Below are 26,025 nucleotides of genomic sequence, written 5' to 3' on the forward strand. Positions count from 1 at the left end.
CAATGATCAAACTCCAGGCGTTACTACTCTTAAAGGTGCTATGGCTGTGATGGATATAGTAGAAACTGCTACAGCAAATTTAGATGCCATTAGAGCTGATATTGGTGCGGTGCAAAATCAAATTACAGCTACACTAAATAACATCAGTGTAACCCAAGTAAATATCAAATCAGCTGAATCAAACATCAGGGATGTAGACTTTGCAGCAGAAAGTGCAAATTTCTCTAAATACAACATCTTAGCTCAAAGTGGATCTTATGCTATGAGTCAGGCTAATGCTGTGCAACAAAATGTTTTAAAACTCTTACAATAAATCCAAAGAATATAAGGCAGTTTTGCCTTATATTAAATTTCTTTTTTCTAAAATATCTTGTAAAGGTATGATGGCTATTTTTAAAGCTTTTTCTTGGACTAAAGCTAACTCGCTGATTTCTTCTAGCCAAGATTTATGTGCTGTAATCCAAGCAACAAGTTTATTTTGTTTATCGCTATCATTGCGCATAGGATTAACATAAATTTTTGAAAAAGAACTTTCAAGATGAAATAAAGAAGGACTTAAAACTTCTCTTAAGAAAATGTATTTATTGCTTTCTATAGTCTCTTTTAGTTGATCTATTTTTGCATTTAACTCATGTAAGGTATAGTGTGTTTTGCTTTGATAGTTTAATTCTTTATGTAATTTTTTACAAATTTTTAAGAATTTTTCATTAGCTTTTATATTTTGTTTGATTTGTTTGTAAGCTTTTAGCATAAGCTCTTGGCTATCTTTGCGTTTTGGCGGATTTAGCTTTGGAAAAGGTTTTTTTACTTCATCTTTTAAAAACTCTTTACAAATTTCTTTAAAAGGTTTTTCTATGGTTCCTTCTATCCTTGCCCCACCTTCTGTGGCATTGTAAATTTTTGCCTTTGTTTGTTTATGAAATAAACTTTCAAAAATTTGCTTAAATAACATCCAAACCTCTGAACTTTGCACATAAGTTTTTCCGCCATAAGCTAAGGTTTCAAATTTTCCATGATCGCGTTCAAAATCTCCTTCGTGATAACTTTCATGTAAAAATCCTTCACTATGAGATTTTCCATCATCACTATAAGCTAAATCTTGTCCTATTAAGATGATATTTTCATGCCCTAGTAAAAGTGCTAGTTCATAGTTTAAATGCGCTACACTCATTCCACCGCTTACATAGCCAAAATCATGTAATCCTAAAGAATAAGCAAAAGGCATTGATCTTGAAACTAAAATATATTTTCTTTTATTTTTTTCTAAAAATTTTATACTATCTTTATATACTAGTGAAACTAAAATAAAAGTAATGTCTTTATCAAATTCTTTAAAATCATTGTCAAAGCATTTTGATACCACATCATCTCTTTCTAGCATGCAAACATAATCAGGTTTTATACCCGCCTTTGCTAAGATAGGATAAGTGCTATCAGCACAAAATATAGTAGCTTTGTTAGCATATTTTTTAAGTAAAGGAAGTTGTTTTTTTAAAGAAGGTCCAGTAGCTACCAATATAGCATTTTTGCTTTTATTTGATCTTTTTTTCTTAAATTCACTAAAACTTGGGTGTGTAAGCATTTTAGGTAAGTTTAGAACAAATTGCTCTATACCTTGCATAGCATCAATTGGGTCATTTCCTCTTCTTAAGGCAATATTTTTAATAACTTTGGAATTTAAATCATTTATGTTTTTAATTTCTTCTTTTTGTTTTTCTTCATAAAATTCGCAATGAATATGTAGAGTGTAAGTTTTTAAAAATAAATTTAAAAAAGAGCACAATGTATCAGCTTTTGTATAGTTAAATTCCTTTGTATGGATTAAAATAAATCTATCTTCTAAAAGTTCTTTGGAAAAATCTATCATATTAAAAACTAAAAATATTAACTCAATGTCTTTTTCATATACAATAACTTTTTTATGTTCTTTATTTGCAAGTAAACTTTTGTAAAATATACCATTGCCTAATCCATAGAAAAAAAGTATAGGGTATCTTAAGTATTCTTTATTAAATAGCTCAATTTTTTCTTGTAGTTCTTTTAAAGGATTTATATATAAATTTTTTATATTTTTATAACATATATTACAATTTAAAGGATCTTTATCAAAAACATAAATATAATCTTTAGCTTCTTTTATTCTACCTAATTTTCTTTTTAGTGTTTGATATTCACTTCCTTTTAAGGCTTTTAAATTTTTTTTAAAAATCTCTGTTTTCATTTTTATCCTTTTTGATTAAAAAAATAATATCGTCATTTTTTAATATATTTTTCTAAATTATTTTTAGTCAGAATGTCTTTTATAAAACATTTTTTGTTTAAAAGAATTATTTCTAATTTTTTTAGGGTGATAATAATGAGTTGAAAGTATTCTAAATGAGAGTTGATCCAAAATTTACTTTTTTCTTTTTGCATTTGTTGGCTTTTTGGGATTATTACAAAAATTTTTGCAAGATGAAAGCGTAGTTGATCTAAATAACAAGCGAGCAAAAGTCTTATTAAAGCATTATCTTTAAAATCATCAAGATCAAACTCGTCTAGATATTGCAATGTAATATTTGCATCAGATGAATTGTTGATAAAATTGATTATATTTTGATACTTTTTTAAGTATTTTTCTATATCTTCTAATAATTTAATTAATTTATGATAGGTCTTTAGCAAATATTCTTGTTTTTTATCCGGGGTAAAGTTTTCTAAAATAGGAAAATCTTTTTCAATTTTTTCTTTTAAAAACTCTTTACAAATTTCTTTAAAAGGTTTTTCTATAGCTCCTTCTATCCTTGCTCCACCTTCTGTGGCATTGTAAATTTTTGCTTTTGAATTTGTGATTAAATATTCAAGATTAGTTTTAAACATATCCCAAGTTGTATTTGAAGTAATGTGTTTATTGCCACCATAAGCCATAATATTTATCTTTTCTAAATTACTATCACTAGTAGCGGTATATAGATAGTTTTTAGGATGAGATTCTCCAATGTCATTATAAGCTAAATCTTGTCCTATAAAGAATATATTTTTAAAATTTAATAGATTGGCAAATATAAAAGCTAAATGTGCAACAGAAATCGCTAAATCAACATAACCAAAAGCATTTAAACCAAAATAAGTTTCAAAAGTTTCTTTTGAGAAAAAAACATATTTTCGCTTATTTTTGTCTAGGTACTTTATGGTATTTGAGTGAGTTAGTGAAGCAATAATAAATAAAATATCTTTATCAAAATCATCAAAATTATTATTAAAAAATTCACTTGCAAAATCTATTCTTTCAACAGAAAAAACATAATCAGGCTTGATATTTTCTTGATATAAAATAGGATAAGCACTATCAGCGCAAAAAATTACCACATTATCTTGATACTGTTTGAGTAAAGGTAGCTGCTTGCTTAAAGATGGTCCAGTAGATACTATGATTGCATTTTTACTCAATGTATTTCTTTTATTTAGCAATTCTTTTAAGCAAGGTTTTGAAAGCATTTTTGGAATATTTTCCATGAATTGTTCTATCCCTTGTAAAGTATCTTTAATGTCTGTTCCTTTTATAGTTGCAATAGATCTTATACAAGAGAGTATTTTTTGATTTAAATTTAAGATATCATTTGCAAATCTTTCATAGTATCTAGAATGTATTTCTAAAAAATATGTTCTTATAAATTCTCTAAAAGGATTTCTTGACATTAAAGAAAGTAATGCAGAATTTGGCATATTGCATTGTGCTAAAATTAGTTTATTTGTTTTTAATTCTTTTGAAAAATCTATATGAAAAAACAAGCTATATATTAATTCCAAGTTGTCTTCAAAAACTATGATATGCTTTAAATTTGGATTTTGCAAAAGAGCTTTATATAAAATTCCATTTCCAAATCCAAAAAAATAAAGCACAGGATATAATTTATACATTTGATCATATTTTGCCAGCATAGTATTTAATTCTAAAATAGGATTTTCATAAATTACCCCCCCCCGCTTATCTTTAATATTAATATCTAAAGAATCGTTTCCTTGTATTATTATATATGGTGTTTTTTTGATGTTTTTAAAAAGTTTTTGAAAAGATGGGTTAAGGGATTGGATATTTTTCTTAAAAAGCTCATGATTCATAATTATGCCTTTAAATTTTCTTTTATAGTTTTATTATAATTTTCAAGATATAAAATAATCTCATCAAAAAAATCGATTTGTTGTTCTAAGAAAGATTTTGTATTTTTTTCTTTTTCAACTTTGTATTTTAAAACCTCACATTCATTTTGAAAGCATCTAGCTTGTAAAATATCTGAAAAAAATTCACTTTTTGGGAGCTTAAGTCTTAGTTTTTCTAATCTTTCTAAGCTTTTATCTTTAATAGCTTTTTTACATTCATTGATAAAAATTTCACTTTGTTTTATTTGTTTGTTGAGTTTTTCTTTGCATTGTTTTAGTTTTTTTTGTGGATTTTTTGCTTTTGTTAAAATAATATTTTTTTCAATTTTTTCTTTTAAAAACTCTTCACAAATTTCTTTAAAAGGTTTTTCTATGGTTCCTTCTATCCTTGCCCCACCTTCTGTGGCATTATAAGTTTTGATTTTTAATATATCTCTAGCTAGAGCTATATCTTTTTCAAAACTTTTTAAAAACAAATACCATGTGAGTTGTGTTTTTACTTCTTTATTGCCTCCATATGCACAGATTGTTTTATAAACAACTTCTTCGTCTCCTTGATCACCATATAAATGTTCTTTTGGGTGAGACTTTCCATCATCACTATAAGCTAGATCTTGCCCTATTAAAATAATATTTTCAAATCTTAAAGCTCCAGCTAACTCATAAGCCATATTAGCAACACTCATGCCATTTCCCAAAAAACCATATTCATTTAAGCCAAGTTTGCTTTCAAAAAACAAAGGTCTTAAAACAAGCATATAATTTCTATTATTTTTTTCTAAATATTCTATGGTTTTAGGATGAGTTAAAGAAGCTATGATAAATAATATATTTTTATCAAATTCTCCAAAATCATTATTAAAAAATTCGCTAGTAAAATCTACTCTTTCTAGTGAAAAGACATAATCAGGCTTAATTCCCTCTTTGGCTAAGATAGCATAAGAGCTATCAGCACTAAAAATCACAACATTTTCTTGGTATTTTTTTAAAAGCGGAAGTTGTTTCATCAAAGAAGGACCTGTTGAAACTATAATGGCATTTTTTGCTTTTGCTTTTCTATCTTTTATTAGATTTTTAAAAGGCGTATGAGTGATGATTTTTTCTAAATTTATAATATTATGTTTTATTCCTAGCAAAGCATCTTTTGGGTCATTTCCACGAGCAAGCATTAGTGTTTTTATGAGATTTAATAAAATTTGCATCACATTTTGAGCATTGGGTGTATAAAAATTAATATAAAAATCATTATAAAAATGAAAATTGAAAATTTTCAGCGTATGTTTGATTTGCGGATAATTAAATAAAACTTTAAGTTGAGCGGTGTTGATATTTGGTGTAAAAAACAAAATAAGTTTTTCTTTTCTAAGAAGTGTGGTAAAATCAATCATATGAAAAGCTAGATATAAAATTTCTAATTCTTCTTCAAAAATAACAATATGTTTTAAATTCTGATTTTTTAAAAGTTCTATAAAAAATTTTCCATCGCCAAAACCATAAAAAAATAATACTGGATATAATTGAAATTTATCATAATCAAAAGAATGATTTTCATCTAAAAAAACTTGATTTTGCAAATCAAAAATTTTATTTTCTATGATTTTAAATTTATGATTTTGAGTGATTTTTCTCAACTCATAAGCTAGTATTTGATCTACTTCAAAAAGAGCTTGGGTGTTTTTTAAAAATAATTCTTTATTCATTTAAAGTCCAAATTTTTATTTTATTATATCAAAATTACTATATTTTATAAAAAACATTAAAACAAGGTATTTTTTATCCTTGAAATTTGTTTTTGGAGATTTTTATTTATCAATTCTTTTTCTAAATTTGTAATATTTTTTTCTAGACTTTCTTGTAATTTTTTTATATGGCCTATTATAAGTTCTAACCATTCTAAGTGTTCTTTAATCCAAAGATAATTTTTGTTAAAAACATCTTCTTTTGTTTTTGGGTTAAGTACATAAATTCTAGCAAGATTAAGCTCAAATTGAGTATTTAAAGGATTAACTAATTCTTTTAAAACATTTATTTTTTCAAATTTAGTTTTAAAACAATCTAATTCTTTAATCAATAATGAAAAATTCTTTTCATCATTTCCCATAAAATTTAATTTGTTTGATAAGTGAATGCATTCTTTGATTAAAGTATGGCATAGCTTTAAAACTTGATGAATTTTGTAAAATGCTTTTAACATTAATTCTTTTTGCTTGTTCTCATTTAATTTTTCAAGTTTAGCAAAAGGTTTTTTGAGTTCTTTTGTTAGTAGTTCTTTGCATACTTGTTTAAATGGTTTTTCTATGGTATGATTAATTCTGGCTCCACCTTCGGTGCAATTAAAGGTTGTAATATTAAGAAATTTCTTTGCATTAAAAACAGCTTCTTCTATTTGGGTTTTAAAAAGTATCCAGGTTTCATGTGTTTTAACCAAGCTATTTCCACCATAAGCTATGATTTTTTCTTGCTTAAATATATTACTTTCGTAGTTAGCGCTATAATAATATTCTTCTGGATGCGAAGCTCCATCATCAGCATAAGCTAAGTCTTGACCTATAAATATAATATTTTTAAAATCTAAATTTAAAGCTAAAAAATATGCCATGGTTGCTACACTACTTCCCATGCCCATATGTCCAAAATGAGTTAGTTTTAAAGAATGTGCTATCGGTGAAAAATCCATAATATTAATAATTTTTAATTGCTTTTTGATTAGATATATAAAAGTATTTTTGTGCACCAAATGTTTCAAAACAAACACTATATCCTTATCAAAATCACCAAAATTATTATTAAAGAATTCTGATGTTTTTTCTGTTCTTTCTAAAGATAATACATAATCAGGTTTTATATTGTGTTTTGCTAGTATAGGATAAGCACTATCAGCACAAAATATACTAGCATAATTAGCATATTGCTTTAATAAAGGAAGTTGTTTTATTAGCGATGGTCCTGTAGAAACTATGATTGCGTTTTTTGCTTGTTTTTTTCTTTTTAAAAGTAATTCTTTGAAAGAATAATTTGAGATAATATCAGGAAGATTATAAACAAAATTTTCTATACCTTGTAAGGCATCTTGAGATGAATTTCCATTGCTTAACACAACTTGCTTTATGTATTCTTGTATTTTTATGTTGAGTTTTAAAATATCTTCTTGATATTTTTCATAATAATCGCAGTGTAAATCTAAAAAATATGTTCTTAAAAAATTAAAGAAAGGGTTATTGTAGAAAAGTATTTGAAAATCAATCACTTTTAAATCATTATTATCTAAAATAATCAAAGAATTATTTTCTAATTCCTCACTAAAATCTATACATTGAAAACTTAGATAAATAAATTCTATTTCTTTTTCAAAAATAACTATTTTTTGTCTATTTTTGTTTTGTAAAAGGGCTTTATATAAAATTCCATTACCAAAACCATAAAAATAAAGCACAGGGTATAAAAGATATTTATCATTATATAAGTTTAGTTTTTCATTTAACTCACTAAGAGTATTGCTATATAGTGTATACCCCCCCCCCATGATGTATAAAATTAATATCTAGGGAGTCTTTTCCTTGTAGAATTTGGAAATTTTGGGGTTTAAAATTTTCTAATTTTTCTTTTAATTTTTTATTTTTTAAAGCTTCTAAATTTTTATTAAAAATATGTTTTTCCATGATTATCCCTTGAAATGTTTTTCTTCTAAAGCTTTAGCAAATTCTATATCACAACTTGCTTTTTTACCAAGCATGATAGGTAAAAATTTAGGATGCAAACCTAGGCTCGGTCTTACGCTTTTTATATTTTCTCGTGTGAAAATATCACCTTTTTTGATGTCTTTGCTTGCGTATAAACTTCTTGCAAAATGGCGGTTTTTTAAAGTTTTTTCATCCATGCTAAATTCTTTGTTTCCTAAAGCTTGCTCGCTTAAACGCACCATAGAACACATTTGCTTAAATTCCTCAAAATCAAGACTAAATTTAGCATCAGCGCTATTTAAAGTTTTGTCTAATATAAAATGTTTTTCTATAACTCTTGCACCAAGAGCTACGGCTAAAGTTGGTGCTAAAAATCCCTCGCTATGATCACTTAAACCAACAATAGTGTTAAATTTTTCTTGTAAAGTTTTTATGACATTTAAATTTAAATCACAAATTTGTGAAGGATAAGCCGAGGTGCATTTAAGCAAAATCAAATTCGGATTATTTTCTTCTTTAAAAATTTTAACAATCATTTCAAGTTCTTCTTCATAGGCTATGCCTGTAGAAACTAAAGTAGGTTTGTTTTCTTTTGCTACATAACGCACAAAATCATAATCATTTGCTTCAAAGGAGGCGATTTTATAAGCTGGGGGATTAAATTGCCTTAAAAAATTTACATCTTCTTTAGAAAAAGGACTAGAAAAGCAAATTAAACCTTCATTTTTAGCACATTCAAAAAGTTTTTCATGCCACTCATAAGGAGTTTTAGCTTCTTCGTAGAGCTCATATAGTTTGCGTCCATGCCATAAACCACCTTCAATAATAAAATCTTTTTTGTTAGAATTTAGTGTTAAGCTATCTGGGGTATAGGTTTGAATTTTTATAGCATCAGCTCCTGCTTGTTTGGCTGCTTGTATAGTTTTTAAAGCTATTTCAAGATTATTTGCATGATTGGCTGAAAGTTCAGCGATGATGAAAACTTTTTCATTTATGTTAAAATTTTCTATAAACATCAAAAAACCTTTTTTAATTTAAATAAAAATTTACTATATTTTATATTTTAATTATTAATTGTGATTAAAGGTTTATTTAGTAAAATAAATTTATTATAAAGTTATCTAAGGAAAAAACTATGACTAAAACACTAGAATATTCAATTTATCACTTTTGTGAACACATTTTAAAACTTAAAATTACACCAACAAGCGTGATTAGAGGCGAGCTTTATGGGGCTTCTATACCTTTGTATTTTAAAGATGAAGAATATAGTTTTTATCTGTTTTTTCAAAAAAAGGCTCTTAATGAGATTGCGCAATTTTTATTGCATGAAGAGTTAAAAGAAGATGATCTAGCAGATTTAGTAAAAGAAGTAGCTAATCAAATTATAGGTTATGCCAAAAAATTACTTAATGACACTAATGGCAAAGATGAGTATCGTTTGGGTGTTCCTGAATATTTAGGACGTATTGATGGATTTTCAAAAATCAAACTCAAAGAAAAATTTACTTATGAAATGAAAAATGCTCGTTTTAGAATAGGTTATAAAAAATTATGATAGAAGATCATTTAGGATTGTTGCAATCTTATGAAGATATTTTAGATATTAGCGTTGATTTTGTTAGTGAGCTTGGTACTACTAATATGAGCGTAAGAGAGCTTTTAAAGCTAGAAGTTGGTTCTGTGATAGACCTTGAAAAGCCAGCGGGTGAAAGCGTGGAACTTTATTTAAATAGAAGAATTTTTGGAAAAGGTGAGGTAATGGTGTATGAGAAAAACCTTGCTATAAGGATTAATGAAATTTTAGATTCTAAATCAGTATTGCAGTATTTCAAAAAAGAATTGCAATGAAATTTATTTGGATTTTACTACTTGCTTTACCTCTTTTTGGGGCAAAAATTCTTGATTACAATATTTATCCAAGAGAAGATAGGGTGGATATTACTTTTTCATTTGATGTTCCTTATAAAGAAGGTATTAGTCAAAAGAAAAAAGATGGTATTATTATTTTTACTTTAAATGCTAAAAGTGCAAAAGAGGAAGATAGAGCGTTAAATTCTGATATTATAAAAAAAATTAAAATTTTTTCAGAAGATAAAAAAACTTTTATAGCTTTAAGTGTAGGTGATAAAATACAAATCACCGCTGATGCGATTGGTGAATATGGTTTAAGATTGCGTGCTCAAAAAGAAGGTGTAAATTTAAGTACTAAAAAAAGCTTAGAGGAAAAAAACGAGGAAATAAAAATGCAAGAATATGATTTTACAAATTATATTTTAGTTGTAAGCGTTTTGATACTTTTGCTTGTTGGACTTTGGTTTTTAAAAATATATCTAAGACAAAAACACCCTTTAGATAGGAATTTTAATTTAATCTTTCAAAGACCACTTGATAGACACAATCAACTTGTAGTTTTTGAATATGGTTTAAAGCGTTATACTATGATTATAGGAAATTCTAATGTGGTATTAGAAACAAATGAAGCTTTGATAAAAAATGAAGAACAAAACAAAGCACCTCAAAAGCCAAAAGAAAAAGATTTTGATTCTTATTTTGAAGAAAATAAACAAAGATTGCAAAATTTACTTTTAAAACAAAATAATTAATTTTGCTGATTAAAAGCCAAAATGATAAGTTTTGGCTTTGAAATTTTTTTGATTTCTTCTTTTGAAAAATAAATTTGTTTTTTAGTCGAGTATATATACAAAGTATGATTTTTTAGCGTGAAATCAAGATTCTCATCAGTGTCTTTTGCAAGTTTTTTTGATAAAGCTAAAATAAAATTAAGCCAAGCTAATATGTGATTATTTGGTAGTAAATCTTTTATATTTTCTATCGCAAATGGATTGATTTTTTTTCCATTGGCTTTTAAAATAGTAGAAATTAATAAAATTTCTTTATGTGAAAAACCAAAATGCAGGCTATTTAGAGCTATATAAGCACTATGTTCATTGGCAAAATAAAAATTAATTCTCTCGCCTATATGCGATAATTTTGCAGCATTTATAAGATCTTTTTTAAAAGTAAGATTAATTTTATGGATAGGCAAAAGAGTATCAAATAGTTTATTTGCAAAATAAGCACTTTTATCATTATAATCTATACTAAAACGATCTTGTATAGATTTTAAGCTTGGATTGAAATTCGGAGGAAATTTGGCATTAAATTTTGAAAAATCCGTTGTTTCGTTTTTTATTTTAGTATATTTTTGAAAAAGATTAGATAAAAATACACCTTCTCTAACACCCACTGCAGAGGTGATGATATTTTTAGCTTTTAAATTTTTTGCTAGTGCTAAAAATATCACACATCCTTCTTTTATAGTATCAAAACGATCTTTTTTTATGTTAAAATCATTTAAATTTTTAGCATTTTGAATTTTTTCTATGTGATTTTTTTCTTTTTCAAAACTATAACTAAAATTATGAATCATTTTTAACGGGTAAGAGTTTTTTTTCATTATAGAATTTGACAATGCCCTTAAACTTCCACCTATGGCAATGATATTTTCATTTTGAAAATGCTTTGGAACTTGTTTTAGTGCTTCTTGTATAAATTGGTCTAGTGCATTAAATTTTTTTGTATCGTAAAAAATTTCTTTTAATCTTACTGTGCCAAGATCAAGTGAAATACAATCTACAATCTTACCTTCTTTGATTAAACAAAGCTCAGTCGATCCTCCACCTATATCTATAGTGGTGGCATTTTGAATATCTGATAGTAAATTTAGCGCAGCAAGCCCACCTAAAAATGACTCTGTTTTTCCATTAATACATTTTATATTTAAACCTACATTTTTTGCTATTCTAGCTATGAAATCTTTAGCATTGGGCGCATCTCTTAATGCAGAAGTTCCAACAGCAATAATTTTTCTACATTTTTCTTTTAAAGCTTTTTCCTTAAAATAAGTTAAAGCTTTTTCGGCTTTAAGCATGGCTTCTTCTTGAAGAATTTTATTATTATTGTAAGCATTTTCTCCAAGTCTTACTTTCTTTTTGTGCTCACTGCAAATGAAAAAACCATATCTTGAGGTTTTTTCAAAAACTACCATACGAACGGAATTAGAGCCAAGGTCAATTACTGCTGTTTTTTTAGCCATTAAATATCTTTATTTTTATGTTTTAAACGAAGCTCATCAATGCTTTCTACATTATCAGGATCAGGTATGATACAATCTACTGGACAAGCTACTATACAAGCTGGTTCTGAAAATTCATTCACACATTCAGTACAAAGATCAGGATCTATGACATAAATTGGATCATTATCATAGATTGCTTCATCGGGACATTCTTCCCTACATGCATCACAGGATATGCATTCTCTAGTGATTAAAAGTGACATATTTTTTTCCTTTTTATAAGTAATAAAGCAAACTTATACTATATAAAAACTTATAGGTAATTTAAAATGAAAGAAAAAACAAAATCTACTTTTTAGAATGATTAAATCATTCTAAAATTTTAGTTAGTTTTTTTAGGAAAACAAAAACGATACCCTCTACGACGCACGGTTTCTATGGTAGAGATGTTAAGCGGTTTATCCATTTTTTGTCTTATTTGATTGATTGCAACCTCTATAACATTTGGAGTTACAAGTTCAGGTTCTTCCCAAATAGCATCTAAAAGTTGTTCTTTTGACACAATCTGATCTGAATGTCTAGCTAAATGAGTTAAAACTTCAAAAGGTTTTCCTTTTAATTCTATATCTTTTCCTTGATAAGTGATTTTTTCTTCATCAGGATCAATCACTAAATCATCGATTTTGATCACATTTGTTCCGCCAAATCTAAGTCTAGCTTCAATTCTCGCCATTAAAATTTCAAAATCTAAAGGTTTTTTTATATAATCATCTGCTCCAGCTTTCAAAGCTTTGATTTCATTTTCTTTATCTGCTTTTGCGCATATTGTAACTATAGCGGTTCTTGGAGATTTTTGCTTAATGGCATTAATTAAATCACTTGCATCATTATTGCCAATAGTCCAATTTGATAATACTAAATCATAGTGTCTAATACCTATAAAATACTCAGCGTCTTTAAAATTTTCTGAAGTATCACTTTGATAGCCAAACTCATTTAAGGTATTTGATAGAGTTTTATTAAGTGATGCTTCATCTTCTACAACTAAAATACGCATTTTATTCCTTTGAAGATAGTTTTAGTGCAAAAGTATAACACAAATTAAGCAAATGTTCAAAATTCTTTAAAAAAATTTTAATATTTTTTACTCAGACTAGCTCCAACGCATGCATTTTTGATAATATCAGGTTTGTAACAAGTGATATTTATAAATTTAAGCTTTTTATTATGTTTTTTAATATCCTTGCATATGTATTTTAAAGATTTTTCTATAGTTTTAAATTTTTTCTTTTTATAAATTTTTTCTATTCTAATACAAAGTTTTGCATAATCTAAAAATTTTTTACTTTTAGCTTCTAGTTCTATAATAACTTTTTGTTCTTGAATTCTTTCAAAATCCAAAAGCCCTATAATACATTTAAATTCTAAACTGACTTTTATATGACTTTGCATTCTTGTTTTCCAATAAGCCTTAAAATATTTGGTATATGTTTATAAATTACTATAAATGCAATAATAAAAATTGGTGCATGGGTGTTGATCACAGGCATGTTATAATGAAAAATAAATGAAGTAGCTATTAAAACAATTAAAGCTCCTAATGAAGCTAAGCTTGAAATTTTAAATACCTTTCCTATGATAAACCAAGCTAAAACCGCAGATATTATTTCAAAAGGTAAAAATACTGTTAAGACCCCAGCCCCTGTAGCCACTCCTTTGCCACCTTCAAATTTTAAATAAGGAGAAAAGCAGTGCCCAAATACTGCTAAAACAGCCATAGTCCATAAGATATTTTCATCATAGCCCATAAATTTTGCCACTAATATAGGTATGATTCCTTTTAATGCGTCTAAAATAGCGGTTGCAATAGCAAGTATTTTAGCTAGTTTAGGATCGCTTTCTTTTACTACCCTTAAAACATTTGTAGCGCCTATACTTTTACTACCCATATTTTTAATGTTTGTTTTAGCAAAGATTTGAGCTAGTAAAAGCCCAAATGGTATAGCGCCTATGAGATAAGCTAAAAGATAGATTATTAAATTTTCCATTTACTTTTCCCTAAGATTTTTGTAAAACTCTGTAATAATAGCAAAAAACCCTGAAATAAATATTTAAGAGATATTTTATCCTATAATAATTTTTATTGTTAAATATAAATTTTTTATATTATTTAAAGAAAATTATAGATATATTTTCAATAAGTTTATTTTAAATAGGCTTTATTTTATCTTATTTAGGAGTAGATAATGAAAAAAATTTCATTATTAGTTGCATCATCATTATTAGTTGCATCAACTGCTTTTGCTAACGATAAAGCTTTGCTTGATGAAGCAAAAGCTGCAGGTTTGGCGCCTTTACCAAAAGATCAGACAGGTGTTGAAAAACTATTAAAAGAAATGGGTATTAAAGCTAGTAAATTCTCTAAAGAGAAAGCTAACCTTGGTAAAAAGCTGTATTTTGAGCCAAGACTTTCTAAAAGTGGTTTGATTTCTTGTAATACCTGTCATAATTTAGGTATGGGTGGTACTGATGGTATAGCGGCTGCTGTAGGACATAAATGGACAGCTAATCCTCATCATTTAAATTCACCAACAGTTTATAACTCAGTTTTAAATTCAACTCAATTTTGGGATGGTAGAGCAGGAACTTTAGCAGACCAAGCAAAAGGGCCAATCGAAGCAGAACCTGAAATGGCAACTCCTGCTAAATTAGCAGTAGAAAAAATAGCTTCTATGCCAGAATATGTAAAAGAATTTAAAAAAGTTTATGGTAGCAGTGGAGTAACTTTTGATAATATTGCAGATGCTATTGCTACATTTGAAAGAACACTTTTAACTCCATCTAAATTTGATAAATTCTTAGAAGGTGATACAAAAGCATTAAATAAAAAAGAAAAAGAAGGTTTGAAAACTTTCATCGATAAAGGCTGTACAGCTTGTCATACAGGGGTAAATTTAGGTGGTAGTATGCAGGCTTTCCAAGTAGCAGCTAAATATAAATTTGCAAATGTAGGAGATTTTAAAGGTGATGCAAATGGCTTAGTTAAAACTCCAACCTTAAGAAATATTGCTGAAACTGCTCCGTATTTTCACAATGGTGCTATTTGGTCTTTACAAGAAGCAATTAAAGAAATGGGCAGTGTGCAACTTGGCATAGAAATTTCTGATAAAGAAGCAGCTTCTATAGAAACTTTCTTACATGCCTTAACAGGTAAAAAACCAAGCATTACTTACCCTCAACTTCCAAAAGCAACTGAAAAAACTCCAAAACCAGAGCTTTAATTTAAATCTTAAGACGCTTTTTTGCGTCTTAAGCTTACTTTATATAAAATCAAGATATAATTACTGCTTTTAGCCATTAAAGCTTTCTAAATTTATGTTTATGCATAATGCTTTATGGTGCTACCAAAATATTTTAAGAAAGGATAGCTGTATGTATGCTATTATAAAACACAGTGGAAAACAATACAGAGTAAGCCAAGGTGATGAGCTTAAACTAGATCGTTTTGAAGCTGAAGCAAAATCAAGCATAGAAGTAAGTGAAGTTCTTGCTATATGCGATAAAGAATTAAAGGTAGGTGCGCCGTTTGTTGCGGGTGCAAAAGTTGTTTTAGAAGTGATTGCTCATGGAAAAGACAAAAAAGTTGTGATTTATAAAAAAAGACGCAGAAAAGACTCAAAATTAAAACGCGGTTTTAGAAGACAATTTACTCGCGTTAGAGTAGTAGATATTAAAGCTTAAGGAGTAAAGAATGGCACACAAGAAAGGTCAAGGTTCAACTCAGAATAATCGTGATTCTATAGGTCGTCGTCTAGGTGTTAAAAAATTTGGTGGAGAATTTGTTCGCGCTGGCAACATCATCATCCGCCAAAGAGGAACAGCAACTCATGCGGGTAATAATGTAGGCATAGGAAAAGATCATACAATTTTTGCTTTAATTGATGGTTTCGTAAAATTCGAAAGAAAAGATAAAAATAGAAAAAAAGTTTCTGTTTATCCTGCATAATTTTAAGGCTACTTTGTAGCCTTTTTCTTCTTTTTAATCTTAATATATTAAAAAAAATATAATATCATTTTAAAAATTTATACTTTGGTGATTGTATGTTTATAGATAATGTGAAATTAGTTTTAAGTTCAGGTAATGGTGGCAAAGGTGCTGTGAGTTTTCGCCGTGAAAAACATGTTCCACTCGGTGGGCCTGATGGTGGCGATGGTGGAAATGGCGGCGATGTATATTTTATATGTGATAATAATACCCATACGCTAGCACACTTTAAAGGTAAAAAAGAACTTAAAGCACAAAATGGCCAGCCAGGCTTAGGTCGTAATAAAAACGGCAAAAGAGGGGAGAGTTTAGAATTAATCGTTCCTCAAGGCACTCAAGTAATTGACGCACAAAGTGGGGAAGTTTTACTTGATATGTTAGTAGAGGGCCAAAAAGAATTATTTTTAAAAGGCGGTAAAGGTGGTCTTGGTAATACTCATTTTAAAAACTCTACTAATCAACGCCCAGATTATGCCCAACCAGGCGTGGCAGGAAAAACTTTAAGTGTGCGCTTAGAATTAAAACTCATAGCAGATATTGGGCTTGTGGGCTTTCCAAATGTAGGAAAATCCACTCTTATAAGCGTAGTATCTAATGCAAGACCTGAAATAGCTAATTATGAATTTACTACGTTAACTCCAAAACTTGGTATGGTTGAAGTAGATGATTATAATTCTTTTGTGATGGCAGATATCCCAGGTATTATAGAAGGTGCAAGCGATGGTAGGGGTTTGGGACTTGAGTTTTTAAGACACATAGAAAGAACTTCTTTTTTGCTTTTTGTGCTTGATCCATTAAGAGATATGAGCTTAAAAGAGCAATTTTGTATTTTAAGAAAAGAATTGGAAAAATTTTCAAGCAAGCTTTATGCAAGAAATTTTGGCTTAATGCTTTCAAAAAGTGATAGTGTAAATTTAGGCGAAGAATTTGCACAAAAAATGGAAGAAGATTATAATGAGCTAAAAGCTTATTTGCAAAGTCAAAATAATCCGCAAAGTTTTTTCATCAAGGTTTCAAGCCTTGAAAAAACTGGACTTAAAGAGCTTAAATTTATGCTTTTAGAAGAAGTTAAAAAAATTAGAAGTCAAAATAATCTTTGATGAGTGAAAATTTAACTATAGATTTTATTCAAGAATATATCAAGTCTAATTTTAAAGGCTTGGTATATAAATTTACTTATAAAGAACATAGCTTTTTTTATAATCCCGATAAGGTTTTAAAAAACGGAGTTTATTTTTGCACTATTAAAGAAAATGATGGCATAAATGATAAAGCTTCGAATTTAAATAGAGAAGGTGTATTTCGTCTAAGTTGCTCTCTTTGTGATCAAGATTACCAAAATCTTTTTGGTAAAAAACCTAAAAAAGCTTTAAAGGGTAAGGTTGTTAGTTTAAATTATGATTTTTCTATGCTTGATTTTATCATGCCTTATCCAATTTATGCTTATATGGGATATATTTGCATCAACAACCCTTCTAGAAAAAATTTTGAAATTTTTAAAGATTATCTTGAGCTTTCATATCAAAAAGCTATAAAAACTTATAAAAAAGGATAGTGGCATTATGAAAAATATCATTTTTATGGGAACTCCATCTTATGCAACTTGTATTTTAAAAGAGCTTGTTGATAAAGGGTTTAATATCCAAGCTTTATTTACCCAACCTGATAAACCTGTGGGTAGAAAACAAATTTTAACCCCAAGTGATACTAAAAAATTTGTTTTAGAAGATAATTTAAATATAGAAATTTTCACTCCAAAAAGCTTAAAAGATGAAAACATAACTAATAGAATAAAAAGCCTAAAACCTGATTTTATAGTTGTTGCTGCTTATGGGAAGATTTTACCAAAAGAAATTTTAGATATTGCTCCTTGTATCAATTTACATGCTTCCTTACTTCCTAAATATCGCGGGGCCTCGCCTATACAAAGTGCTATTTTAAATGGGGATAAAATAAGTGGGGTTTGCACTATGCTTATGGAAGAAGGGCTTGATAGTGGTGCAATCTTAGAAAGTATAGAATGTGATATAGAAGGTAAAAATTCAGCTGAAGTGTTTATTATGCTTTCAAATTTAGCTGCTAAGCTTACGGTTTCTACACTTTTAAATTTTGAAAAAATTATCCCAAAAAAACAAGATGAAAATTTAGTTACACATTGTAAAAAAATCAAAAAAGAAGATGGCTTGATTGCTTTAAATAATGCAAATGAAATTTTTCAAAAATTTTTAGCTTTTACACCTTGGCCCGGAATTTTTTTAGAAAATGGTGTGAAATTTTTAGACATAGAATTAGTCGATAGTGAAAAAACTCAAAAATCAGGTGTGATTTTACAAATAGAAAAGGAAGGCTTTTTGCTTTCATGTACAAAAGGTGTTTTAAGGATTAAAAATTTACAAGAAAGTGGAAAAAAGGCTTTAGACGCTAAGACTTATTTAAATGGAAAAAGGTTAAAACTTGGAGATAGTTTATTTTGATGAGCTTGAATCAACTCAAATTTATTTAAGTGATAAAATTCGTAGTGGAGAAATTACTAACAATACAGCCATTTGTGCTTTTATCCAAAGTGCTGGTATAGGTAGTAGGGATAATACTTGGCAAAGTAAGCAAGGAAATTTACATGTATCTTTTTGCATAAAAACTCAAGAATTAGCACAAGATCTTCCTTTGGCTTCTGCTAGTATATATTTTGCATTTTTAATGAAAGAAGTATTGCAAAGAAAAAATTCGAAAGTATGGATTAAATGGCCCAATGATTTTTATATAGAAGATAAAAAAATAGGCGGATTGATGAGTTCTAAAATCAATGATTTTTTGGTTGTAGGAATAGGGATTAATCTTAAATATGCTCCATTTAATGCTGAAATTTTAGATATAGAAGTAGATATAGCAAAACTTTTAAATGAGTATTTTTCTTATGTAGATGAGAAAATTTTATGGAAGAATATTTTTAGCAAGTATATGCTAGAATTTGAAAAATCAAGAAATTTTTTTATACATAATGAAGGTAAGGTTTTATCTTTAAAAGATGCTTTGTTGTATAAAGATGGTTCTATATTGTTAGATAATAAAAGGATATATAGTTTAAGATGAGTGAGATAATAACTATTGCAAATCAAAAAGGTGGGGTAGGTAAAACTACTACCGCTATTAATCTAGCGGCTTCTTTAGCAGTAGCTGAAAAAAAGGTTCTTTTGATAGATATTGATCCACAAGCTAATGCTACAACAGGACTTGGTTTTAATAGAAGTAATTATGAGTATAATATTTACCATGTTTTTATAGGCAGGAAAAAACTTTCTGAAATCATTTTGAAAACTGAACTTCCACAATTATACTTAGCTCCATCAAATATTTCTTTGGTTGGAATTGAACAAGAAGTAGTAAAAGAAAGTGGAGAATATAGAACGATTTTAAGAGAAAAAATCAAAGAAATTGCTAAAGATTATGATTTTATTATCATTGACTCACCTCCTGCACTTGGAAGCATTACGGTAAATGCTTTTGCAGCAAGCGATAGTGTTATTATCCCTATACAATGTGAATTTTATGCGCTTGAGGGTGTTGCGATGGTTTTAAACACCATAAAATTTGTGAAAAAAACTATCAATCCAAAGTTAAAAATAAAAGGTTTTTTACCAACTATGTATAGCTCACAAAATAATCTTTCAAAAGATACTGTGGAGGATTTAAAGCAAAATTTCAAACAAAAGTTATTTAGAACAGGTGATAATGAAGATGATTTTATCATCATACCAAGAAATGTAAAACTTGCTGAAAGTCCAAGCTATGGAAAACCTATTATACTTTATGATATAAAATCTCCAGGTTCAGTAGCATATCAAAATTTAGCACATTCTATATTAGGATAAAAAATGGCAAAAAAAAGTGCATTAGGAAGAGGTTTAAGTAGTATTTTGGCTGATATTGATGAGGTTTATGAAAAAGAATTAGGATCAAAAGAAGGCAAAATAGAAGAAATTGATATAGATTTAATTAGTCCAAATCCTTATCAGCCAAGGAAAAATTTTGATACACAAGCTTTAGAAGAGCTTGCGGGGTCTATTAAAGAATATGGTTTAATTCAGCCTATCGTAGTTTTTAAAAAAGATGAATTTGATTATATTATAATAGCTGGCGAGAGAAGATTTAGAGCATGTAAGCTTTTAGAAAAAGAACAGATTAAAGCCGTAGTTTTAAATGTGGATGATATAAAATTACGCGAGCTTGCTTTGATTGAAAATATCCAAAGGGAAAATTTAAATCCTATAGAATTGGCACATTCTTATAAAGAATTATTGGAAATTCATGACATAACTCAAGAAAAATTAGCAGATCTTATTCACAAGTCAAGACCACAAATTGCTAATACCTTAAGACTTTTAAATTTAAATGAGCAAACACAAAATTTCATTATAGAAGGTAAAATTTCACAAGGTCATGCAAAAGTTTTAGTAGGACTTGAAAAAGAAGAAGAAAAAATGATAGTTGATACTATCATAGGTCAAAAACTTAATGTAAGAGATACAGAAAAACTGATTAAAAATTTTAAAAATTCAAATAATTTAGAAAAAAATACAAATTTAAATAAGCAAAATCAATCTATATTAAATTTAAAAGAAAAAATAGAATCTTTTGGATTTAAGACAGTGGTGAAAGATTTAAAAATTATTGTTAATTTTTCTGACGAAAATGAGATTTTAAAATTTTTAAAAATACTAGATTAAATATGCTTTTAGGTATATTTTGGTATAATTGCGCGTTTTATTTAGATTTATTTAGGAGTATTAATGTTTAATGATGTACATTTTTCCATCATGATAGCTACTGGTGTCATTTTTTTGCTTATGATAGCAATTTTAAATTCTATACTCTATAAACCTTTGATTAAATTTATGGATTCTAGAGATTTGACTATTAAAAATGACGAAGAAAAAATGAAAAAAAATTCTGATGATGTTTCAAATGTAGAAAATGAGTTGGAAAAAATTCATATACAAACAAGAGATGAGATTAATCAAATCAAAGCAAAAGCAGTAGAAGAAGCTAAAATAAAACAAGAAAAAGAATTATCAATAAAGAAAAAAGAATTAGAAGAACAAATGCATGTTTTTCTAAAAAGTCTAAGAGAAAAAGAAAAAGAATTAAAAGAAGAGATGCGTTTAAAAATGCCAGAATTTAAGCAAAGTTTTAAAGATAGCTTGAGTAAAATTTAAGGAAGATAAATGTTGAAAAAAATTACATTATTATCGGTGCTTCCTTTTTATGCTTTTGCAGCAGGTAATGGAAGTGGCGAGTATGATATTATCCCAAGAGCAGTTAATTTTGTTTTGTTTGCTGCTATTTTATATTATTTTATAGCAACACCTTTAAAAAATTTTTACCACGGAAGAATTGCAAAAATTGCCTCTAGGATGAATGAAATACAAGAAAAACTTATTGCAAGCAAAAATCATAAATTAGAAATGATGAAAAAACTAGATTTAGCTAAACAAGAAGCAATTAATGCAGTTGCTCTTGCAAAAAAAGAAGCAGAAATCATTACAGATAAAATAGAAGCTGAAACAAAAATGGAGATTAAGGCTTTAGAAAAAACTTATGAAGAGCATAAAGAATATGAAATAAGAAGAATGGAAAAAGAAGTTGTGCAAGCGGTTTTAGAAGAAATTTTTGAAGATCAAAGTTTACAGCTTCAGCAAAAAGAAATTTTAAATATCATGATGAAAAAGGTGTCTTGATGGAAAGTGTAATTGCAAAAACCTATGCAAAAGCTATATTAGAAAGAAAAGATTTTGAAAATTTTTATTCAAATTTATTACAACTTAGTTCAGCTTTTGCTTCTGATAAATTTGTAAGTATTTTAAATGCTTATGAGCTTAAACAAGAAAAAAAATTAGATTTTATACTTTCTTTATTAGATAATCCAAGTGATGCTTTTAAAAATTTTATGAGCTTAGTTGTTGGCAACAATAGAGAGATGTTAATTCCAAGCATTACTAAAGAATTGAGTGAACAAAAAGCATTAAAAGAAAATGAATTTTTAGGGCAAGTTTATTCAAAAGAAAAATTAAGTGAAGAAGAAATTAAAAATTTAGAAGAAAAACTTAGTCTTAAATTCAACGCAAAGATTAGATTAGATAGTAAAATAAGTGATAATGACAGTGTAAAAATTAGCTTAGATGGACTTGGTTATGAAATTTCATTTTCAATGCAAAGCTTAAAAGCTAAAATGAATGAATATATATTAAAAGCAATTTAAGGAGACTTGATGAAATTTAAAGCAGATGAAATTAGTTCTATTATAAAAGAAAGAATTGAAAAATTTGATTTTAATCTTGAAATAGAAGAAACCGGTAAGATTATTTCAGTTGCTGATGGTGTTGCTAAGGTTTATGGTCTTAAAAATGCTATGGCCGGTGAGATGGTTGAATTTGAAAATGGCGAAAAGGGAATGGTGCTTAACCTTGAAGAATCAAGTGTTGGTATTGTTATTTTAGGAAAGGGACTTGGCTTAAAAGAAGGAAGTTCTGTAAAAAGATTAAAAAAACTTCTAAAGGTTCCAGTTGGTGATGCGTTGATAGGCCGTGTTGTAAATGCTTTAGGTGAGCCAATTGATGCTAAGGGAGCGATTGAAACAAGTGAATATCGCTTTGTGGAAGAAAAAGCAAAAGGTATTATGGCTAGAAAAAGTGTTCATGAACCATTACATACGGGTATTAAAGCTATTGATGCTTTAGTTCCAATTGGTAGAGGACAAAGAGAGTTAATTATTGGTGATAGACAAACGGGTAAAACTACTGTTGCAATAGATACAATTATTAGTCAAAAAGGTAAAGATGTTATTTGTATTTATGTGGCAATTGGTCAAAAACAAAGCACAGTGGCTCAAGTAGTTAAAAAGCTTGAAGAATACGGTGCAATGGATTATAGTATAGTGGTAAATGCAGGTGCTTCAGATCCTGCTGCATTGCAATATCTTGCTCCATATACAGGTGTAACTATGGGTGAGTATTTTAGAGATAACTCAAGACATGCGTTGATTGTTTATGATGATTTGAGTAAGCATGCTGTTGCCTATCGTGAAATGTCTTTGATTTTGCGTCGTCCTCCGGGTCGTGAAGCTTATCCAGGGGATGTATTTTATTTACATTCAAGATTGCTTGAAAGAGCAAGTAAATTAAGTGATGAGCTTGGCGCAGGAAGCTTAACAGCATTACCTATTATTGAAACTCAAGCAGGAGATGTTTCAGCTTACATTCCAACCAATGTTATTTCAATTACCGATGGTCAAATTTTCTTAGAGACAGATTTGTTTAACTCAGGTATTCGTCCTGCGATTAATGTTGGTTTATCTGTGTCTCGTGTTGGTGGTGCTGCACAAATTAAAGCAACAAAACAAGTTTCAGGTACCTTAAGACTTGACTTAGCTCAATATAGAGAATTGCAAGCTTTTGCACAATTTGCAAGTGATTTAGATGAAGCAAGTAGAAAACAACTTGAGCGTGGACAAAGAATGGTTGAAGTTCTAAAGCAGCCTCCATATTCTCCGCTTTCAGCAGAGAATCAAGTTGTGATGATTTATGCAGGAACTAAAGGATATTTAGATGATATTGCAGTTTCAAAAATAGGAGAATTTGAAGCAGCCTTATATCCATTTATTGAAGCTAAATATCCAGAAATTTTTGAGCAAATTAGAACTAAAAAAGCTTTAGATAAAGATTTGGAAGAAAAATTAGCTAAAGCGTTGAGTGAGTTTAAAGCAAACCATATATAAGGTTTTTAAATGTCTAATTTAAAAGAAATAAAAAGAAAAATAAAAAGTGTCCATAATACACAAAAAACAACTAATGCAATGAAGCTTGTTTCTACTGCCAAATTAAGAAAGGCAGAAGAGGCAGCTAAAAAGTCAAAGATTTTTGCTCAAAAAATTGATGAAGTTTTATCTGAAATTGCTTTCAAGATTAATCAATACGAAGGTCTTGATGATAAACTTCCATTTTTTAGAAAAAAAGACAATATTGAAAAAATGGATATTATTTTCATTACTGCTGATAAAGGCTTGTGTGGCGGTTTTAACATTAAAACTATTAAAACAGTAAATGAAATGCTCGAAGATTGTAAAGCAAAAAAAATCAAGGTAAGATTAAGAGCTATTGGTAAAACAGGTATTGAGTATTTTAATTTTCAAAATATTGAAATTTTAGAAAAATATTTAGACACAAGCTCTAGCCCTGATTATGAAAAAGCTTGTGCTATTATTGAAAATGCAGTTGATGATTTTATAAATGAAGTTACAGATAAGGTTGTAATTGTACACAATGGCTATAAAAATATGATTTCGCAAGAAATTCGTATTAATGAATTATTACCAGTGCAAGCTATTGCGAGCAAAGAAGAACAAGAGTCTCAATCTTTAATGGATTTAGAACCTGAAGATGAAGAAATTTTAAATGATTTATTAAAAACTTATTTTGAATATAATATGTATTTTTCTTTAGTTGATTCTTTGGCGGCTGAGCATAGTGCAAGAATGCAAGCTATGGATAATGCAACCAATAATGCAAAAGCTAGAGTTAAACAACTCAATTTAGCTTATAATAAAGCAAGACAAGAATCTATTACCACCGAATTGATAGAAATTATCAGTGGTGTTGAGTCAATGAAATAAATTTAGGAGTGATGATGCAAGGTTTTATTTCTCAAGTTTTAGGACCAGTGGTTGATGTTGAATTTAAAGAATATCTTCCGCAAATTAACGAAGCTATAATTGTAAATTATGAATTAGAAGGAAAAGAATGCAAGCTAGTGCTTGAAGTAGCTGCGCATTTGGGTGATAATAAAGTAAGAACTATCGCTATGGATATGACTGATGGTCTTGTTAGGGGTTTAACGGCTGTTGCGACTGGAAACCCAATTAGCGTTCCAGTGGGTGAAAAAGTACTTGGAAGAATTTTCAATGTAACAGGTGATTTGATTGATGAGGGCGAAGAGATCAATTTTGATAAACATTGGTCAATCCATAGAGATCCACCTCCATTTGAAGAGCAAAGTACAAAAAGTGAAATTTTTGAAACAGGCATTAAGGTAGTTGATTTGTTAGCTCCTTATGCAAAAGGTGGCAAAGTAGGACTTTTTGGTGGTGCAGGTGTTGGTAAAACCGTTATTATTATGGAGTTAATCCACAATGTTGCATTTAAACATAGCGGTTATTCTGTTTTTGCAGGTGTTGGTGAAAGAACTCGCGAGGGTAATGATCTTTACAATGAAATGAAAGAAAGTAATGTTTTAGATAAAGTTGCATTATGTTATGGTCAAATGAATGAACCACCAGGAGCAAGAAATCGTATTGCTTTAACAGGTCTTACTATGGCTGAGTATTTTAGAGATGAAATGGGACTTGATGTGTTGATGTTTATTGATAATATCTTTAGATTTTCACAATCAGGTTCTGAAATGTCAGCACTTTTAGGAAGAATTCCTTCAGCTGTTGGCTATCAACCAACTTTAGCTAGCGAAATGGGTAAATTCCAAGAAAGAATTACTTCAACTAAAAAAGGTTCTATTACTTCAGTTCAAGCAGTTTATGTGCCAGCAGATGATTTAACAGACCCTGCTCCTGCAACTGTTTTTGCGCATTTAGATGCAACTACGGTTTTAAATAGATCAATTGCTGAAAAAGGTATTTATCCAGCTGTTGATCCGCTTGATTCTACTTCAAGAATGCTTGATCCACAAATTATTGGTGAAGAGCATTATAAAGTAGCTCGTGGAGTACAATCAGTACTTCAAAAATACAAAGATTTGCAAGATATTATTGCTATTTTAGGTATGGATGAATTGAGTGAAGAAGATAAATTGATCGTTGAAAGAGCAAGAAAAATTGAAAAATTCCTATCTCAACCATTCTTCGTTGCTGAAGTATTTACAGGAAGTCCTGGTAAATATATTAGTTTAGAAGATACAATAGCAGGTTTTAAAGGTATTTTAGAAGGAAAATATGACCATTTACCTGAAAATGCTTTCTATATGGTAGGTGGAATTGATGAAGTTATTGAAAAAGCAGAAAAACTTAAGGCTTAATA

The 26,025-nt window shown here is 28.4% G+C and carries 28 protein-coding genes and 1 pseudogene; 19 read left to right on the forward strand and 10 right to left on the reverse strand.

Annotated features, from left to right (window positions below):
* The coding region (locus L8W64_RS06050) for a flagellin (RefSeq protein ID WP_263673186.1) at positions 1 to 313 on the forward strand (313 nt) is incomplete at its 5' end.
* A 27-nt stretch (positions 314 to 340) separates the two neighbouring features.
* Here L8W64_RS06050 and L8W64_RS06055 read toward each other — a convergent pair.
* From L8W64_RS06055 to pseI, 5 genes and pseudogenes are all read right to left on the reverse strand, one after another.
* Positions 341 to 2,221, reverse strand: a complete 1,881-nt coding sequence (locus tag L8W64_RS06055; RefSeq protein WP_263673188.1) for a motility associated factor glycosyltransferase family protein — start codon at positions 2,219 to 2,221, stop codon at positions 341 to 343.
* A gap of 32 nt (positions 2,222 to 2,253) precedes the next feature.
* Positions 2,254 to 4,101, reverse strand: coding sequence for a motility associated factor glycosyltransferase family protein (locus L8W64_RS06060; RefSeq protein ID WP_263673189.1), 1,848 nt, complete (start codon positions 4,099 to 4,101; stop codon positions 2,254 to 2,256).
* Between the two features lie 2 nt (positions 4,102 to 4,103).
* Positions 4,104 to 5,840, reverse strand: coding sequence for a motility associated factor glycosyltransferase family protein (locus L8W64_RS06065; RefSeq protein WP_263665827.1), 1,737 nt, complete (start codon positions 5,838 to 5,840; stop codon positions 4,104 to 4,106).
* Positions 5,841 to 5,896: 56 nt separating this feature from the next.
* A pseudogene (locus L8W64_RS06070) lies at positions 5,897 to 7,799 on the reverse strand (motility associated factor glycosyltransferase family protein).
* A 2-nt stretch (positions 7,800 to 7,801) separates the two neighbouring features.
* Entirely contained in the window at positions 7,802 to 8,836 is a 1,035-nt protein-coding gene (gene pseI / locus L8W64_RS06075; protein ID WP_263673191.1) for a pseudaminic acid synthase, read from the reverse strand.
* A gap of 119 nt (positions 8,837 to 8,955) precedes the next feature.
* Here pseI and L8W64_RS06080 point away from each other — a divergent pair, with 119 nt between their 5' ends.
* From L8W64_RS06080 to L8W64_RS06090, 3 genes are read left to right on the forward strand one after another with little or no spacing between them, the layout of a single operon-like run.
* Positions 8,956 to 9,378: a chemotaxis protein CheX gene (locus tag L8W64_RS06080; protein ID WP_133319685.1), complete on the forward strand. Its 423-nt coding sequence runs from the start codon at positions 8,956 to 8,958 to the stop codon at positions 9,376 to 9,378.
* Positions 9,375 to 9,671 (forward strand): flagellar motor switch protein FliN, encoded by a 297-nt coding sequence (fliN, locus tag L8W64_RS06085; RefSeq protein ID WP_133319684.1) that lies wholly within the window; start codon positions 9,375 to 9,377, stop codon positions 9,669 to 9,671. Before L8W64_RS06080 ends, fliN begins: the two co-directional genes overlap by 4 nt.
* Positions 9,668 to 10,426, forward strand: a complete 759-nt coding sequence (locus L8W64_RS06090; protein WP_263659706.1) for a hypothetical protein — start codon at positions 9,668 to 9,670, stop codon at positions 10,424 to 10,426. The genes fliN and L8W64_RS06090 overlap by 4 nt, the downstream gene beginning before the upstream one ends.
* On the opposite strand, the gene L8W64_RS06095 is transcribed toward L8W64_RS06090, so the two are convergent.
* The 5 genes from L8W64_RS06095 to plsY all read right to left on the reverse strand — a co-directional run bounded on the left by L8W64_RS06095 (position 10,423) and on the right by plsY (position 13,949).
* Complete coding sequence (locus L8W64_RS06095) at positions 10,423 to 11,919, reverse strand: Ppx/GppA phosphatase family protein (RefSeq protein ID WP_263671103.1); 1,497 nt, start codon at positions 11,917 to 11,919, stop codon at positions 10,423 to 10,425. The genes L8W64_RS06090 and L8W64_RS06095 overlap by 4 nt on opposite strands.
* Positions 11,919 to 12,164, reverse strand: coding sequence for a YfhL family 4Fe-4S dicluster ferredoxin (locus tag L8W64_RS06100; protein WP_012660922.1), 246 nt, complete (start codon positions 12,162 to 12,164; stop codon positions 11,919 to 11,921). Before L8W64_RS06100 ends, L8W64_RS06095 begins: the two co-directional genes overlap by 1 nt.
* 119 nt (positions 12,165 to 12,283) lie before the next feature.
* Positions 12,284 to 12,958: a homeostatic response regulator transcription factor HsrA gene (gene hsrA, locus L8W64_RS06105; protein ID WP_133319681.1), complete on the reverse strand. Its 675-nt coding sequence runs from the start codon at positions 12,956 to 12,958 to the stop codon at positions 12,284 to 12,286.
* Between the two features lie 77 nt (positions 12,959 to 13,035).
* A complete protein-coding gene (locus L8W64_RS06110; protein WP_133319680.1) occupies positions 13,036 to 13,353 on the reverse strand; it encodes a dihydroneopterin aldolase in 318 nt (105 codons plus the stop codon).
* Positions 13,338 to 13,949, reverse strand: a complete 612-nt coding sequence (gene plsY / locus L8W64_RS06115; protein ID WP_263673192.1) for a glycerol-3-phosphate 1-O-acyltransferase PlsY — start codon at positions 13,947 to 13,949, stop codon at positions 13,338 to 13,340. Before plsY ends, L8W64_RS06110 begins: the two co-directional genes overlap by 16 nt.
* Positions 13,950 to 14,147: 198 nt before the next feature.
* Between plsY and L8W64_RS06120 the strand changes: the two genes are divergently transcribed.
* From L8W64_RS06120 to atpD, 15 genes are all read left to right on the forward strand, one after another.
* Positions 14,148 to 15,182 (forward strand): cytochrome-c peroxidase, encoded by a 1,035-nt coding sequence (locus L8W64_RS06120; protein WP_133319678.1) that lies wholly within the window; start codon positions 14,148 to 14,150, stop codon positions 15,180 to 15,182.
* A gap of 151 nt (positions 15,183 to 15,333) precedes the next feature.
* Positions 15,334 to 15,642, forward strand: coding sequence for a 50S ribosomal protein L21 (gene rplU, locus L8W64_RS06125; protein WP_263659711.1), 309 nt, complete (start codon positions 15,334 to 15,336; stop codon positions 15,640 to 15,642).
* Between the two features lie 10 nt (positions 15,643 to 15,652).
* Complete coding sequence (rpmA, locus tag L8W64_RS06130; protein WP_039649045.1) at positions 15,653 to 15,907, forward strand: 50S ribosomal protein L27; 255 nt, start codon at positions 15,653 to 15,655, stop codon at positions 15,905 to 15,907.
* A 95-nt stretch (positions 15,908 to 16,002) separates the two neighbouring features.
* On the forward strand, positions 16,003 to 17,046 hold the full coding sequence (gene obgE, locus L8W64_RS06135) for a GTPase ObgE (protein WP_263673194.1): 1,044 nt from the start codon (positions 16,003 to 16,005) through the stop codon (positions 17,044 to 17,046).
* A complete protein-coding gene (locus L8W64_RS06140) occupies positions 17,046 to 17,501 on the forward strand; it encodes a DUF6194 family protein (protein ID WP_263673196.1) in 456 nt (151 codons plus the stop codon). Before obgE ends, L8W64_RS06140 begins: the two co-directional genes overlap by 1 nt.
* Before the next feature lie 7 nt (positions 17,502 to 17,508).
* Complete coding sequence (gene fmt, locus L8W64_RS06145; RefSeq protein WP_263673197.1) at positions 17,509 to 18,420, forward strand: methionyl-tRNA formyltransferase; 912 nt, start codon at positions 17,509 to 17,511, stop codon at positions 18,418 to 18,420.
* On the forward strand, positions 18,401 to 19,036 hold the full coding sequence (locus L8W64_RS06150) for a biotin--[acetyl-CoA-carboxylase] ligase (RefSeq protein ID WP_263673198.1): 636 nt from the start codon (positions 18,401 to 18,403) through the stop codon (positions 19,034 to 19,036). The genes fmt and L8W64_RS06150 overlap by 20 nt, the downstream gene beginning before the upstream one ends.
* Positions 19,033 to 19,815, forward strand: a complete 783-nt coding sequence (locus tag L8W64_RS06155) for a ParA family protein (protein ID WP_012660935.1) — start codon at positions 19,033 to 19,035, stop codon at positions 19,813 to 19,815. Before L8W64_RS06150 ends, L8W64_RS06155 begins: the two co-directional genes overlap by 4 nt.
* 3 nt (positions 19,816 to 19,818) lie before the next feature.
* Complete coding sequence (locus L8W64_RS06160; RefSeq protein WP_263659714.1) at positions 19,819 to 20,670, forward strand: ParB/RepB/Spo0J family partition protein; 852 nt, start codon at positions 19,819 to 19,821, stop codon at positions 20,668 to 20,670.
* A 63-nt stretch (positions 20,671 to 20,733) separates the two neighbouring features.
* Positions 20,734 to 21,159 (forward strand): FoF1 ATP synthase subunit B', encoded by a 426-nt coding sequence (locus L8W64_RS06165; protein WP_133319671.1) that lies wholly within the window; start codon positions 20,734 to 20,736, stop codon positions 21,157 to 21,159.
* Positions 21,160 to 21,168: 9 nt separating this feature from the next.
* Positions 21,169 to 21,681 (forward strand): F0F1 ATP synthase subunit B, encoded by a 513-nt coding sequence (locus L8W64_RS06170; RefSeq protein WP_133319670.1) that lies wholly within the window; start codon positions 21,169 to 21,171, stop codon positions 21,679 to 21,681.
* On the forward strand, positions 21,681 to 22,202 hold the full coding sequence (locus L8W64_RS06175) for a F0F1 ATP synthase subunit delta (RefSeq protein WP_133319669.1): 522 nt from the start codon (positions 21,681 to 21,683) through the stop codon (positions 22,200 to 22,202). The genes L8W64_RS06170 and L8W64_RS06175 overlap by 1 nt, the downstream gene beginning before the upstream one ends.
* A gap of 9 nt (positions 22,203 to 22,211) precedes the next feature.
* Entirely contained in the window at positions 22,212 to 23,717 is a 1,506-nt protein-coding gene (atpA, locus tag L8W64_RS06180; protein ID WP_133319668.1) for a F0F1 ATP synthase subunit alpha, read from the forward strand.
* A gap of 9 nt (positions 23,718 to 23,726) precedes the next feature.
* Positions 23,727 to 24,611, forward strand: coding sequence for an ATP synthase F1 subunit gamma (gene atpG, locus L8W64_RS06185; protein WP_133319667.1), 885 nt, complete (start codon positions 23,727 to 23,729; stop codon positions 24,609 to 24,611).
* Positions 24,612 to 24,625: 14 nt separating this feature from the next.
* Complete coding sequence (gene atpD / locus L8W64_RS06190; protein ID WP_133319666.1) at positions 24,626 to 26,023, forward strand: F0F1 ATP synthase subunit beta; 1,398 nt, start codon at positions 24,626 to 24,628, stop codon at positions 26,021 to 26,023.
* Positions 26,024 to 26,025 lie beyond the last annotated feature (2 nt).

Source organism: Campylobacter sp. IFREMER_LSEM_CL1097 (genome assembly GCF_025772225.1).
GTDB classification, from domain to species: domain Bacteria; phylum Campylobacterota; class Campylobacteria; order Campylobacterales; family Campylobacteraceae; genus Campylobacter_D; species Campylobacter_D lari_D.